Below are 12,817 nucleotides of genomic sequence, written 5' to 3'. Positions count from 1 at the left end.
GCTTGATTATATTGACTAATGCTCTTGCACTTGAGCCGCACAATGATAGTGTTTTTGAATTTGGACCTTTTTTGTATTGAAGGCATCTTCCAAACATTTCTACTCTTTACAGAGTTTCTTTTCATAGCAAACATACGCTTCACGCTTCAGTCCTTTTCACACCGTTTTTTCTTTTCACACCTTCCATCATGGATAAAAAAAATTTGTAAACACGATCCTCAAAAAATACTTTTTGAAAAAAGCTTAAAACATCGCTTAGCGCCTCTGATAATTAGCGCCTCTGATAAACTGTCATCGTCTGTTTTTTTATTTTTATGAGCCTCAACCATAGCAGCCCATACCATATCGGCTCTCCTCCACTCCTCAAAATTGATAAAACAGCCCTGAACTTATAAGCCCACAAAGCAAAAGCTTCAAAGGTGCACCGTTAACCCTCCCGCTTCAAAGCTCCTCCAAAACATAAAAATCAAGCATTGTCCTGAAAGAGCAAATCAAGCATTTTCAATAAAAATTCTGCTTCACATTACGCCCTCGTTCATGTTTTCTACTTTGAATAAAGCATTCTATATATCATACAGCTATTTCCAGCCGTCACCAGCAACATCACTCTTTTGAAGAAACCTTATAAAAAAGAAGAGATCGAGGTTATTTTATCACTAGCAGAAACTCTGAAATTGTTTTATATTAAGGGGGGTGTTCTGCGCTTCTCGACAGGAAATAACATATTCCTGAGACCTTAGTGATCTCCAAGGGAGCTGTCCCTGATGAAGCCCGTGGGTTTTTTCATATGGCGCCCACCTATTTGTATAGGTTCCCGGGATCAACTTTTTCCATCGGCTGTTGTGGATCACCCTTTATTTGTATAACTTTTTTGCATAAAAATTTTTCCCGCTAAAAAATTAAGATCGTCTTTTTTCATAGACCCAATAAGGATACTTCTTTTTCAAGAGATAAGAATTACGCTGAGCTTTATTTTATGGCGCTTTCCACACCGCCAAAGTGGTTTATCGTGGCATGATGCTCTTTCTGACACAAGAGCGCGCCCATTCTTTTCACAGCCCAGCTTTTGTGCATACAGAGATTTACAAAATGCCAACAATGGATAAAATACCAGCAGCTTATAAAAAGAATTGCTAAGAAAATGACTCAGAATACTTCTGCTAAGACAGCTACATCTGTTCGCATACAGCACCGCCAAAGTGGTTTATCGCGGCGTGATGCTCTTTCGACACAAGAGCGCGCCCTCTTTTCACAGCGTGCCTGTTGTCATGTTATTGAGTATCTTGAACAAAAAGGAACCGATTTTTCACGCCTCATTTTGGCAGGCTACTGGCCCATCAAATCGGAAATTGACCCGCGTCCTTTACTTGATGCTATAGCGTTACGCGGTGGACATTTAGCCTTACCGGCAGTTCTTGATTCCACCACCATGATTTTCCGTGCCTTTTCGCCCAGCACGATTTTAGAGCCCATGCGTTTTGGCACCTTTGGTCCGGGTGCAGACAATGGCGTTGTTGTCCCCAATAATATTATTGTTCCGCTTTCTGCGTTTGATCGTCACTGTCACCGTCTTGGCTATGGAGGAGGATATTATGACCGTGCGGTTGAATCTCTCAAAAAGCAAGGACATTCAATGACATTATGGGGCATAGGTTTCTCGTGTCAGGAAGTTTCCTCTATTCCTCCGACAGAATATGATTTACAGTTACAGGGCATTTTTACAGAAAAAGGTTTCTTAAAATGTTAAAATGTGATTAAAGCGCCTATGCGTTTTTTATTTTTAGGTGACATTGTTGGTAACACGGGCTGTAAAGCTGTTTTTGAACACCTTCCTCAACTGATTGAGAAATGGCAGCTTGATTTTGTTGTGGTAAATGGTGAAAATGCCTCTGGTGGTTTTGGTCTTAAGCAAGAGACGTATCAAGATCTTTTGATGACCGGTGTTGATGTTGTCACCACAGGCAATCATGCTTTTTCTCACAAAGAAGCATTGCAGTATGCGCATGAGAGTGATCGTTTTTTACGTCCAGCCAATTTTTTGAAAGGGACTCCAGGAAGAGGAGTTGGTGTTTTTACGGCAAGAAATGGTGCCCGTGTTCTTGTTGCAAATCTTTTAGGCAGTGTTTTTATGCCGTGCAAAGTATCAGATCCATTTGAAACAGCAGAAAATATTCTCTCTGCCTGTTCCTTGATGGAACAAGCCGATGCGATTATTTTTGACTTTCACGCAGAAACGACGAGTGAGAAGCAATGTTTTGGACATTTTCTTGATGGTCGGGTGAGTGTTATCGTTGGCACTCATACGCATATTCCCACGGCTGACGCGCAGATTTTAGAAGACGGGAGCGCCTATTTATCGGATGCTGGCATGTGTGGAGATTACAACTCATCACTTGGAATGAATAAAGAAGAACCCTTACACCGTTTTCTTTACAAAAAGAAGCGAGATCGTTTTGAACCGGCGTGTGGAGAAGCCACCCTTTGTGGTTTAGCGGTTGAGATTTCAGATCGCACAGGTTTAGCAAACAAGGTCTCGGCGGTACGGATTGGTCCTCATTTAAAGCCTGAGGTTCCAGATTTCTGGTAGCCTTTTTTGGGTATCCTTCTTTATTGCCCTTCTTTTAATGATTGCTCTTTTAAGCCGCCTCTTTGATGGTTTCTCTCCAATATTCCCTTATTCTTTTTGGCAAGATGATTTTTCCAGCCCCTCGCAAAATTTTTTCTTCCTAAAACGCTGTCACCTTAATTTGCTCCCCAACCTTCCTAACAGACATAAGTCATTCTTTAGATAAAGGATAAATTTTTTATGATTTTTTAGAATGAAGAGAAGAAGCCTACACTGGGACATTTCTGCGGAGGAAATGTTAACACCCCTTCTCTAAAAAAAGAGCGTATATAATAATTTTATTTAGCAAGAGATTTTTTAAACTTTTTACTTCAAATGAGAAATCAGGCATAAAATTGCTTTCTGTTTTTGAGGTTTGAGCTCTCTAAAACTTTTCAAAAGAATGTGCTCTTCTTTACTTGCGATCCCTTCATCACAAGGAAACAAGACATTGTCTTTTGTTGAGAGATCGGAATAAAAAAAGGAAATGGGAACATTGAGAATATCGGCAATTTCCTGTAAACGCCCCGCCCCTATACGATTAGAGCCTTTTTCATATTTTTGGATTTGTTGAAAAGTCATCCCTAACTGGCTACCTAATTTCTTTTGCGACATTCCCAGCATTGTTCTTTTAAAGCGAATTTTTCTGCCTATCGAAATATCGTTAAAGTGTGGATTTTTAGTTTGCACGTCAAGCTCCCCTGCCGGTTGCGAGCGCCCTCGCATTGGTATTCCGGGAGTCAAAAACACTGAGTTCAGTCAGCTTTTTTGCTTTTAGTGCTCATCGCACCTGGACATGGCAAAAACTCCCGGAATCTCGCGATACTTATAAAGCAGGCTAATGTTTCATCTTGGATTTTCAGGCTTTGGGTTCCACCATTCAACCACACTGTACGACGAGAACCTTGGTGCTTGTTCATAAAATAATTTCTGGAGACCAGCAATAAATTTAAAACAGTGTTTTTATCTCATGAGACAATCAAACACAAAATTGCTTTCTGTTTTTTAGGTTTGAGCTCTCTAAAACTTTTCAAAAGGATGTGCTCTTCTTTACTTGCGATCCCTTCATCACAGCAATACAAGGCATTTTCTTTTGTCGAGAGATCCGTATAGAAAAAAGAAATGGGAACATTAAGAATATCGGCAATTTCTTGTAAACGCCCAGCTCCTATACGATTAGAGCCTTTTTCATATTTTTGGATTTGTTGAAAAGTCACACCTAACTGGCTACCTAATTTCTTTTGCGACATCCCGATCATTGTTCTTTTAAAGCGAATTTTTCTGCCTATCGAAATATCGTTAAAGTGTGGATTTTTAGCTTTCACTTCAAGCTCCCCTGCCGGTTGCGAGCGCCCTCGCATTGGTATTCCGGGAGTCTGAAAGTACTGAGTTCAGTCAGCTTTTTTTGCTTTTAGTGCTCATCGCACCTGGACATGGCAAAAACTCCCGGAATCCCGGGATACCTACAAAAGTAGGCTAATCTTATGTACTGAACTTTAGGGCTTTCAGACCCTACTGATCGCTGCGTAGACGACCAAAGTTACCCTTTAAGGTATAAAGCAATTTCAGGAAATTAGCAATAAAATTTAAAAACAGTCTTTATTTTATGAGCTCCACCCCCGCCTCTCAAACTTTTATGCCCGCTCGTAAAAACTCCAAAACCATGAAATAAAACCCACGTTTATTGAGAGGACTAATAACCCTTTATTTTTGAGATCACACCTCCCAAAAGCACACCTAACAACATATCACCCCCTCCCAAAGCCATTTTTGAGAGACATCTTACAGCTTTACACTGTGATACGTTGGATTTTTGCGCCACAACGAGCCAATTTTTCTTCTAATCTCTCAAATCCACGATCAAGGTGATAAACACGATTAACGATTGTTTCTCCCTTTGCCGCCAATGGAACAAGATAAGAGGGCCGCAATTACAAGAAAAACAACAAGCGCGCAAATCCGTCGCCATAACGGGAGCCCCTTGCAAATTCTCTGTTCCATGAGACGGTTGCCCTCTCGCCCATCAAGCTTTATCGGCACCCTCAAGCGATTGAGTTCTTGAACATGCATAAAACGATTTTCGAAAACCGTCTCTGTAATATGCGCGATTCCTTCAGCCCGCGTCATGAAAGCATGCCGCCCACACAACAGCCAACCCCCAAGCAACCTCTCAAAGCCATTCTTTGGAGCATATCTTTGAAAGCTTTACACTGTGATACGTTGGATTTTTGCGCCACAACGAGCCAATTTTTCTTCTAATCTCTCAAATCCACGATCAAGGTGATAAACACGATTAACGATTGTTTCTCCCTTTGCCGCCAATGCCGCAATTACAAGAGAAACAGAAGCGCGCAAATCCGTCGCCATAACGGGAGCCCCTTGCAAATTCTCTGTTCCATAAACGGTTGCCGTCTGCCCATCAAGCTTTATCTGTGCTCCTAAGCGATTGAGTTCTTGAACATGCATAAAACGATTTTCGAAAACCGTCTCTGTAATATGCGCGCTTCCTTCAGCCCGTGTCATGAGCGCCATGAATTGTGCTTGGAGATCCGTTGGAAAAGCAGGATAAGGTCCTGTTTTAATATCAACGGGCATAATTTTGGTGTTCTTTGGATTTCTCTTAACATGAATTCCATGAGGTTCTATTTGAATCTCGAGTCCTGTTTTTTGGAGAACTTTAAGCACTTTTGTGAGATGATTAGGATTTGCATTTTTAAGAAAGACATCTCCTCCCGTCATAGCAACAGCCATTGCATATGTTCCCGCTTCGATTCGATCAGCAATAACGCGTACTCTAGCACCGCTGAGTTTTTTCACCCCTTCAATTGTAAGTGTTGTTGTTCCTTCACCGGTTATTTGAGCCCCCATAGCATTCAGGGTTCGAATAAGGTTTGTCACTTCTGGCTCACAAGCCGCATTTTCAAGAACGGTTGTCCCCTTTGCCATTGTCGCCGCCATCAGCATCACATGGGTTCCACCAACAGTAACTTTAGGAAAGCGATAGTGAGCACCTTTTAACCCCTTTAGCGCTTTTGCATGAACATATCCATTTTCGATAGTAATCTGTGCGCTTAAAGTTTTCAGTCCTTCAAGGATAAAATCGACAGGTCGTGTTCCGATAGCACATCCTCCAGGAAGCGAAACATAAGCTTCTGCGCATCGTGCAAGCAGAGGTCCGATAACCCAAAAGCTTGCGCGCATTTTTTTCACCAGTTCGTATGGCGCCCGTGTTGTGGCTATTTTTTGCGCTGTAAAATGAATTGTTCTTGAATTCACACATTCATCGTTAAACTCTTGTCCATCAACGGCATATCCAACCCCATGATTATTGAGAATACGAATAAGCAATTCGACATCGGCCAGATGCGGAATATTTTCTAAAGTGAGTGTTTCTTCAGTAAGCAGCGCTGCAATCATAAGAGGCAATGCAGCATTTTTTGCCCCAGAAATAGGAATTGTTCCTTGAAGTTTTTTTCCCCCAACAATTTGAATAGAATCCATTGTGTTTTCCCTCTTTTCCTTTGTGCCTGCCCTTCCAAAGGATTATCCCCCTTCGGGAAGTTATGCTTTATTAATTGTTTTAGAACGCATTCTAACTATGAGAACAAATTATTGAGAAGTTTGGTTGCAAAAATTTACTAAAAAACATTTTTTTGCATTTTAGAGTTCTGTTTGTGCTCTTTTACGACTTTGCTCTTTTCGACGTTTCAGGTTTTGACGCAATTGTTGTGCCAATCTTTCTTGACGTCGTTTTGCTTTTTCATCTTGATGATTAATTTCATTTTGTTTTTGTTTTTGATACATTTGTGTCATTGCGCAACCTTTTAAACAGTGTTGAGCTTCTATCAAGCAACTCATAACCTTAAATATTTAAGCATATAAGAAACATATGTCATGACATAAGATACGTTTTCTTGCAAGAATATACAAATGTTCTCTTGCCTATTTTCTGACAATATGGCACAAGACAGCGCAAAGATTGAAAAGGGCTGCGGTAGCTCAGTGGTAGAGCACTCCCTTGGTAAGGGAGAGGTCGAGAGTTCAATCCTCTCTCGCAGCACCATTTTATTTTTCTTTATTTTTCTTCTTTCCTCTTCTCTTTTCCACCATCCTCCATCAGCTTTATCAAATCCTCCATTCTTTAAACCATGGGTTTCAATGGCTTTCAAAATCAATGGCTTTCAAAATCAAGAGCCTCAATGACACGCTTAATTTCCAAAATGCTTTGCGAACGGCTTTTGAAATTGACACACCCCAAAGAATATCCCCCACCCCTTGCTTCTCCCTCTCTCTCCTTGCTTCTCCCTCTCTTTCCTTTCTGTAAGATTTTCCCTATCCTTCTCTTTACCAAGCCTCACTGTTGCAACAGCTCTTGTCACTTGAGACGATATAGGCATTTTTATTTTTTCAATATTTTATTTCTTGAATATTTTTCCCCCACAAGCTCATCCCGCTTGTAATATGCAAGCAAACGATTTTACTTGATTCAATATAAGAACGTTTGAATAAGAGGACTAAGACCATCTCACACCATTCTGGGCTCTCATTACAATTCAAATTGAATCTCAATAATGAATTATTATAAACTCATTGTTTGAATACATCCCGTTGATACCTTTAGCCGCCTCCAACCCCATAATCTTATCTTTCCAGCTCCTCTGTCCACCTCAAGCAGCACAAGCATTCCCTCTAAAAATTAGAATAAGCTTCATCGATCCTATTCGTCATTTACAACAGATCTAACAAAGCCATTTCCAGCCCCTCCTCACAACGCCTTTCCCATTCTCCCCGCCCCTTACCAAAAGCAAAAACCAAACAGCCCCCCCTCAATAAAGCTTTCAAGAAGCCACCCCACGCTCCCATATGGCAAAAATCCCATATACCAGGCATCCTATATACCAGACATCCCCATATACCAGGCATCCTATATACCAGCTATATAACAGACATCCCATATGCCAGAAAATTGATAGCCCGCCGTTTCAAAGAAGATCCCTCATTGCCAACTTTATACACTATGATTTTCCACGTGCTCTAAGCCCCCCTCTTTCAACATGCATCTTTTTTACACGAATACTTTAATTGATACAGATAGCGTTATTCCTCTTGCATAAGAATCCGAAGGGTAAAAAGTTCTTTCCCTCTGTTCTATTGAAATCAAGCACCCCTCTTCGCTTACAGTTCACAAGCAGAAAGATCCGTATGGCGTGAAACTTTCCAAGAAAAGCATGCCTTTTATAAAAAATCCCTCCACAGTGAATGAAATTATGAATCGTCTCAAAAACTACAGCCCATGTCACAATCTTGGCACCGAGCCAAAGATGGTACCAACTTACTTTTTCATAAAGTAAAGATAAGATGCGCAATGTTTATAATCTACGGACTTTATAATCTAAAGGGCTTTATCGTTATACCCCTCACGATATTATTCACAGGCGCCAGTATAAGATTTACGAACGCCAGCAGAAATAGGTGTGAAATGAGCTTAGAGCGAGATATCTCTATTAAAGCAAGCGCGTGAATGTACAACAACAAGTATATTTCATTTGAAGTATTTTGGATATTCCCTCCTATCCCCATCTCTAGAATAACCATTTTGGTTACAGAGTCCCCTTACATATTCTGCATATTTTCTGCTGTGATATCTCTTCCAGCGAACTAAAACCCCGCATGTGCGGGGTTTTAGCCTGTACCACACCCTTATTTAGTACAGTATGACCATCATTGTCGTTTTCATTAAACATGTTTTGCACATATTTTCAACATAAAAATAACACATATTGATTTATTCAACAGAAATAAATTATAAAAGCTTATCAGAAACAAACGACAATAAATACCCTATGTTTAAACACTTTAGTTTCCTCGCTATCGTAATAAGCGCTGTTTTATTTACGCATCATACAACGAGTGGATGTACAATAGATGGTCTTTTTGTTGAAAGTACTTCTCCGATCAATTGTATTTCAAAAGAATATATAAGACAGAAAATAAAAAAGAAGCTATTAGAAAAAGAACGCGAAAGAGAATGGTTAGAGCTTGAACAATTTTCTGTTAGTGCTTGTCCAAGTAGAAAATTTCCTGTTTATTATGGTGTTTCTATTATCGATTGTGTTTCAGAGGAAGAACTAAAACAAAATCGTCTTAATCAAAATCGTTTTAATCATGAAATCAATATAATGAACTTATTCCTGCAATGGTTTATCGTAGCATTCGTAATAACAACGATAATGTCTGTTCCCATAAGTTTACTTTGGCGTTTTAGATTTAGGTTCCTGCCTGTTTATTTATAATAATGACAACCTTGGCTATTATTGCTGTCCCTTTTACATTTGATTTATCGTCTCTCTTTTAATCTATTTTTGTAAAAAATATTCCTAAAATATTAAAAACACCCTGCATTTTTAAGCGTTTTGAACTGTATCTCCTCTCATTTAGAGACAATAGCCCCAAGTACAGCCATGCCACTCAATACAATTTTCACCATATTTATAACATAAAAATAACACATTTCGATACATTCAAAAGAGATCAATTAAACGATCTTATAAAATAAGAGCAATATACAAGTGGCTGTATTAATGATAGTAAATGAAGACGATTATTATGGAATTCTTGGTGTAAGCTCCGCATGCAATGATAAACAGATAAAATCTGCTTTTCGTAAATTAGCTCTGCAATACCCTCCTGATTATAATTCTAGTACCGAAGCAGAACAAAAATTCAGAAAAATTTGTGAAGCCTATGAAGTTCTTAAAGATCCTCAAAAGAGAGCTGCTTACAATCCGTTCTATCATAAAGCTTTTAAAGATAATCATAAGGCTTCTGAAATTAGTAGAAACCAAGAGAACAGACGACAAAATAATACCGAACATGTAATTGGTAGTATCATGAATGTAATTTTCATTATTTGTGGAATAATACCTATAATGTGTTATATAATTTCGTTTTTTACGTGGAATATACCACTAGGAATAATAAGTATAGGGTTATTAATTTTCATCAGCATAAAAGGATATTTGGTAAATATTGGAGCATTTATCTTCGGGATCATACTAATATCATTTATCAAAGTTATATGGAGAAATATTTATTGATCAGTGCTTTTGAAGAGCTTTAAGAACGACCCACAGTGAATTTACAAGATGTGGTCATTTTTGATTTTCTATAACCAGGGATTGTCGAAACCATAAAGGTTGTCGCGTCTTTATCCGTTCTTTTTTTATTCTCCCGTTTCCTCCACCCCTCTATTTTCTTCCACAACCTGCCCCCCAACCTTTCCCCCACCAAGCTCACTTGACTCCACACAGTCTTTTTCTCATGCCGCTACATCTTTTTCCCATATCGGCTAAAAAACGCCCCTCAAACGACACTTTCTCAATGAACAAAAGCACCACAAGGAGCATTTCCTCTCCAATGAAAAAGCACTTGTCCGGCAACTTAGCCATCATGGGGGTCTTTCATCGCGCCCCCAAACACAGCACAACACAAAAGCGGCCAGAACCGCGCGCCCATCTCCTATCTCACTTCCCTAACATCTTCCCCCAAAGTTTTTCCTTATCTCTCTTATTTTTCACTTGACTTCCCCTCTGAAACACCTTCTTCCATTTTCCCAAGCAATAGCTGTCACGCGAAGTCTCTCTCCCTTCAACACCCACCTGCTTTTCCGCCTACTTCTTGCCTTATGACTAAAGCTTGCCTCTCCTCAACGCTACACAAGATCCCTTCCCACCGCGCCTCATTCTTGTTTTACCCTCCCCATTTTCCCACCATGCTTTCACATTCATGACCCCAAACTTTTCCCCCAAACTTCCCCCCCCCAAACTTCCCCCCCCAAACTTCCCCCTAGACAAAAGCAGAACGCGCGGCATTCCTCTTCCCCAGCACGCACCACAAAAGCGCCCCAAATCACGCCCCATATCTCTAAACACCTTGCTCTCACTCCCACATTCTCGCTCTCCTCTCCAGCATACACACCTTGCATGCGCTCTAAGCTCCCTCCCATTTCCCAACAAGTTTGCATATTCATGTGCTGCTTCCCTACACCCCCAGCTTCCCTACACCCCGCCCCCTCCATCACACGCTCTGCTTTTCTTCCTCCTCTGCTCTTTTCCTCTAGCACGTGCCAGCTTGCCTTTCCTCCACGCTGCACTGCTGCTTCTCTTCCCTAAAAGCCTCATTTTTGTTCTCCAACATGCTTTCGTATCATTCCACTGGATAACCCGCTGCCCCTCCATTGCCTTATCCCCCCCCCCAATGAACCAGCCGGCAACGCCCCCCACAAGAGCCCGTAATTGCCCATACATGGGGCTACCAACATTTCCCTCCCAAAGCCGCACAAACGCCCCCGCAAAGCTCCTCCCCCAAGTCGCTACGCTCCCCTACTTCCCTGCGCCCTCCCTTGTTTGGCCCCCTCCTCCAATACAAAAAACAGCTCTTTTCCCCCTGAACTTGCTTTTTATAGAACTTTGCCTCTCCTCAACGCTACACAAGATCCCTTCCCACCCCGTCTCATTCTTGTTTTGCCCTCCAGCATACGCCTTGTCTTCATTCCAAGCACCCTTTCTTCCCCCTCCTTCAAAGCAATTTCTGTTCTTATATGAAAACCTGTCCCAATAGATTTAATTTGCTGTACCATCTTCTCCAAAGCCTCATTAAAACGGCTAATTTCATTTTCAAGCTTGCAAATATACGCTTCATCACGATAAGCCCGTTTAATCAAAGGGGGCATATCCGGCCAATAGAGCATTAAATCCACCCATTCGCGTTGAGAAATCCACAACCCTCCTTGACATTGTGCTTTATGTTCTGCTGGAAAGCTCTTTTGAGTAAAATGAGGGATCAAAATTTCAGGTTTTTTTGTTTTAATTTCTAATAAGCCATTTTTTCCCACAAAAGCATCGGGAGAAAATCCTTGTCCGCGATCATCAGCCAAAACAAAGCCAATACATTCAGGTTCTGTATGTGTCAGTTTTCCATAAAGCTGTCGCGCGATTGGTTCTAATTCAGTCCCGCGTCGCTGAGCAAGCGTTGTTCCTTCATCAACGGTTTTTCCTGTAATTCTTTCTCCCGCCAATTTCATCATCACACTCTGATAGCGTGACGTTTTTTGCCCTTGTTTTGTTCGTGCCATAACCATCTCAAACAAAGAAGCCGTAATCAAACCACTACGCACCTTCTGCCATTCTTCTGTTCCTTGAATACAATCGATAATGATTGGCATAGTATTTCTCCCCTTCATTTTTAAAGTGTTTTGCAATATATCCTCTTTAAAGCATTCACCTTTTTTAAGCTGTATCCTTCACACGGACTCAAAACGACAACATCCTGCATCCTTCAATCCTGCATCCTTCAATATTGTGCCGCTGAAACCACAAAAATCTGTCCTCCTTACATCTCCCCCCGTGTCCCAATACGTCTAAACCAGCTCTTTTCCTCTAGCACGTGCCAGCTTGCCTTTCCTCCACGCTGCACTGCTGCTTCTCTTCCCTAAAAGCCTCATTTTTGTTCTCCAACATGCTTTCGTATCATTCCACTGGATAACCCGCTGCCCCTCCATTGCCTTATCCCCCCCAATGAACCAGCCGGCAACGCCCCCCACAAGAGCCCGTAATTGCCCATACATGGGGCTCTTCATCCCTCCTTTTCCTCCCACGTAACCAACATTTCCCTCCCAAAGCCGCACAAACGCCCCCGCAAAGCTCCTCCCCCCAAGTCACCCCCCCCAAAGTCACCCCCCAAAGCGGCTCCCCTAAGCTTCCCTCCCAAGAATGAAAGCATAAGGTGCACCATTGTCACCACAATGAAAAACCTCTTGGGCCATTTCATTGCAGCACTCCCCCAGCACGCACCACAAAAGCGCCCCAAATCACGCCCCATATCTCTAAACACCTTGCTCTCACTCCCACATTCTCGCTCTCCTCTCCAGCATACACACCTTGCATGCGCTCTAAGCTCCCTCCCATTTCCCAACAAGTTTGCATATTCATGTGCTGCTTCCCTACACCCCCAGCTTCCCTACACCCCGCCCCCTCCATCACACGCTCTGCTTTTCTTCCTCCTCTGCTCTTTTCCTCTAGCACGTGCCAGCTTGCCTTTCCTCCACGCTGCACTGCTGCTTCTCTTCCCTAAAAGCCTCATTTTTGTTCTCCAACATGCTTTCGTATCATTCCACTGGATAACCCGCTGCCCCTCCATTGCCTTATCCCCCCC

At 41.6% G+C, this 12,817-nt stretch carries 15 protein-coding genes, 1 tRNA gene, 1 other RNA gene and 2 pseudogenes; 6 read left to right on the top strand and 13 right to left on the bottom strand.

The features are described 5' to 3' along the window. The first annotated feature begins 692 nt into the window (after positions 1-692). From ssrS to ACFIKI_RS06340, 3 genes are all read left to right on the top strand, one after another. A non-coding RNA gene (gene ssrS / locus ACFIKI_RS06350) (6S RNA) lies at positions 693-853 on the top strand. 288 nt (positions 854-1,141) lie between these two features. Next, complete coding sequence (locus ACFIKI_RS06345; RefSeq protein ID WP_375666374.1) at positions 1,142-1,747, top strand: 5-formyltetrahydrofolate cyclo-ligase; 606 nt, start codon at positions 1,142-1,144, stop codon at positions 1,745-1,747. Positions 1,748-1,765: 18 nt separating this feature from the next. Further along, positions 1,766-2,587, top strand: coding sequence for a TIGR00282 family metallophosphoesterase (locus ACFIKI_RS06340; protein ID WP_375666373.1), 822 nt, complete (start codon positions 1,766-1,768; stop codon positions 2,585-2,587). Between the two features lie 345 nt (positions 2,588-2,932). Here the strand turns inward: ACFIKI_RS06340 and ACFIKI_RS06335 are convergent, their stop codons facing one another. The 5 genes and pseudogenes from ACFIKI_RS06335 to ACFIKI_RS06315 form a co-directional block, all read right to left on the bottom strand. Beyond that, positions 2,933-3,331 (bottom strand): helix-turn-helix domain-containing protein, encoded by a 399-nt coding sequence (locus tag ACFIKI_RS06335; protein ID WP_375666372.1) that lies wholly within the window; start codon positions 3,329-3,331, stop codon positions 2,933-2,935. A 242-nt stretch (positions 3,332-3,573) separates the two neighbouring features. Further along, positions 3,574-3,966, bottom strand: a complete 393-nt coding sequence (locus tag ACFIKI_RS06330; protein ID WP_375666371.1) for a helix-turn-helix domain-containing protein — start codon at positions 3,964-3,966, stop codon at positions 3,574-3,576. 429 nt (positions 3,967-4,395) lie between these two features. Further along, positions 4,396-4,738 (bottom strand): annotated as a pseudogene (locus ACFIKI_RS06325) (UDP-N-acetylglucosamine 1-carboxyvinyltransferase); the annotation flags it as partial. A 72-nt stretch (positions 4,739-4,810) separates the two neighbouring features. Continuing rightward, positions 4,811-6,106, bottom strand: a complete 1,296-nt coding sequence (gene murA / locus ACFIKI_RS06320) for a UDP-N-acetylglucosamine 1-carboxyvinyltransferase (protein WP_375666370.1) — start codon at positions 6,104-6,106, stop codon at positions 4,811-4,813. Between the two features lie 159 nt (positions 6,107-6,265). Continuing rightward, positions 6,266-6,418 (bottom strand): hypothetical protein, encoded by a 153-nt coding sequence (locus ACFIKI_RS06315; protein WP_375622776.1) that lies wholly within the window; start codon positions 6,416-6,418, stop codon positions 6,266-6,268. A gap of 175 nt (positions 6,419-6,593) precedes the next feature. Here ACFIKI_RS06315 and ACFIKI_RS06310 point away from each other — a divergent pair. Beyond that, positions 6,594-6,668, top strand: a tRNA-Thr gene (locus ACFIKI_RS06310). Between the two features lie 665 nt (positions 6,669-7,333). Here the strand turns inward: ACFIKI_RS06310 and ACFIKI_RS06305 are convergent. Beyond that, positions 7,334-7,495 carry a hypothetical protein gene (locus tag ACFIKI_RS06305; RefSeq protein ID WP_375666369.1) on the bottom strand — a complete coding sequence of 54 codons (162 nt, stop codon included), beginning with the start codon at positions 7,493-7,495 and terminating at the stop codon, positions 7,334-7,336. Between the two features lie 953 nt (positions 7,496-8,448). Here ACFIKI_RS06305 and ACFIKI_RS06300 point away from each other — a divergent pair. Then, positions 8,449-8,898: a hypothetical protein gene (locus ACFIKI_RS06300; protein ID WP_375666368.1), complete on the top strand. Its 450-nt coding sequence runs from the start codon at positions 8,449-8,451 to the stop codon at positions 8,896-8,898. A gap of 288 nt (positions 8,899-9,186) precedes the next feature. Continuing rightward, positions 9,187-9,420 (top strand): annotated as a pseudogene (locus ACFIKI_RS06295) (DnaJ domain-containing protein); the annotation flags it as partial. A 968-nt stretch (positions 9,421-10,388) separates the two neighbouring features. Here ACFIKI_RS06295 and ACFIKI_RS06290 read toward each other — a convergent pair. From ACFIKI_RS06290 to ACFIKI_RS06260, 7 genes are all read right to left on the bottom strand, one after another. Further along, entirely contained in the window at positions 10,389-10,634 is a 246-nt protein-coding gene (locus tag ACFIKI_RS06290; protein WP_375666367.1) for a hypothetical protein, read from the bottom strand. 28 nt (positions 10,635-10,662) lie between these two features. Continuing rightward, entirely contained in the window at positions 10,663-10,944 is a 282-nt protein-coding gene (locus ACFIKI_RS06285) for a hypothetical protein (protein WP_375666366.1), read from the bottom strand. A 119-nt stretch (positions 10,945-11,063) separates the two neighbouring features. Then, positions 11,064-11,828: a lambda exonuclease family protein gene (locus ACFIKI_RS06280; RefSeq protein ID WP_375666364.1), complete on the bottom strand. Its 765-nt coding sequence runs from the start codon at positions 11,826-11,828 to the stop codon at positions 11,064-11,066. Between the two features lie 195 nt (positions 11,829-12,023). After that, positions 12,024-12,242, bottom strand: a complete 219-nt coding sequence (locus tag ACFIKI_RS06275) for a hypothetical protein (protein ID WP_375666363.1) — start codon at positions 12,240-12,242, stop codon at positions 12,024-12,026. Continuing rightward, positions 12,239-12,433 (bottom strand): hypothetical protein, encoded by a 195-nt coding sequence (locus tag ACFIKI_RS06270; protein ID WP_375666362.1) that lies wholly within the window; start codon positions 12,431-12,433, stop codon positions 12,239-12,241. Before ACFIKI_RS06270 ends, ACFIKI_RS06275 begins: the two co-directional genes overlap by 4 nt. After that, positions 12,430-12,594: a hypothetical protein gene (locus tag ACFIKI_RS06265; protein WP_375666361.1), complete on the bottom strand. Its 165-nt coding sequence runs from the start codon at positions 12,592-12,594 to the stop codon at positions 12,430-12,432. Before ACFIKI_RS06265 ends, ACFIKI_RS06270 begins: the two co-directional genes overlap by 4 nt. 28 nt (positions 12,595-12,622) lie before the next feature. Further along, positions 12,623-12,817 (bottom strand): hypothetical protein (locus ACFIKI_RS06260; protein ID WP_375666360.1); only part of this gene is annotated, 195 nt, incomplete at its 5' end.

This window comes from Bartonella sp. TT121SHDZB (genome assembly GCF_042193415.1).
In the GTDB taxonomy this organism is placed as follows: Bacteria; Pseudomonadota; Alphaproteobacteria; order Rhizobiales; family Rhizobiaceae; genus Bartonella.
The sequence above is the reverse complement of the archived record's forward strand: the minus strand, read 5'-3'. Positions and strand labels throughout refer to the sequence as shown.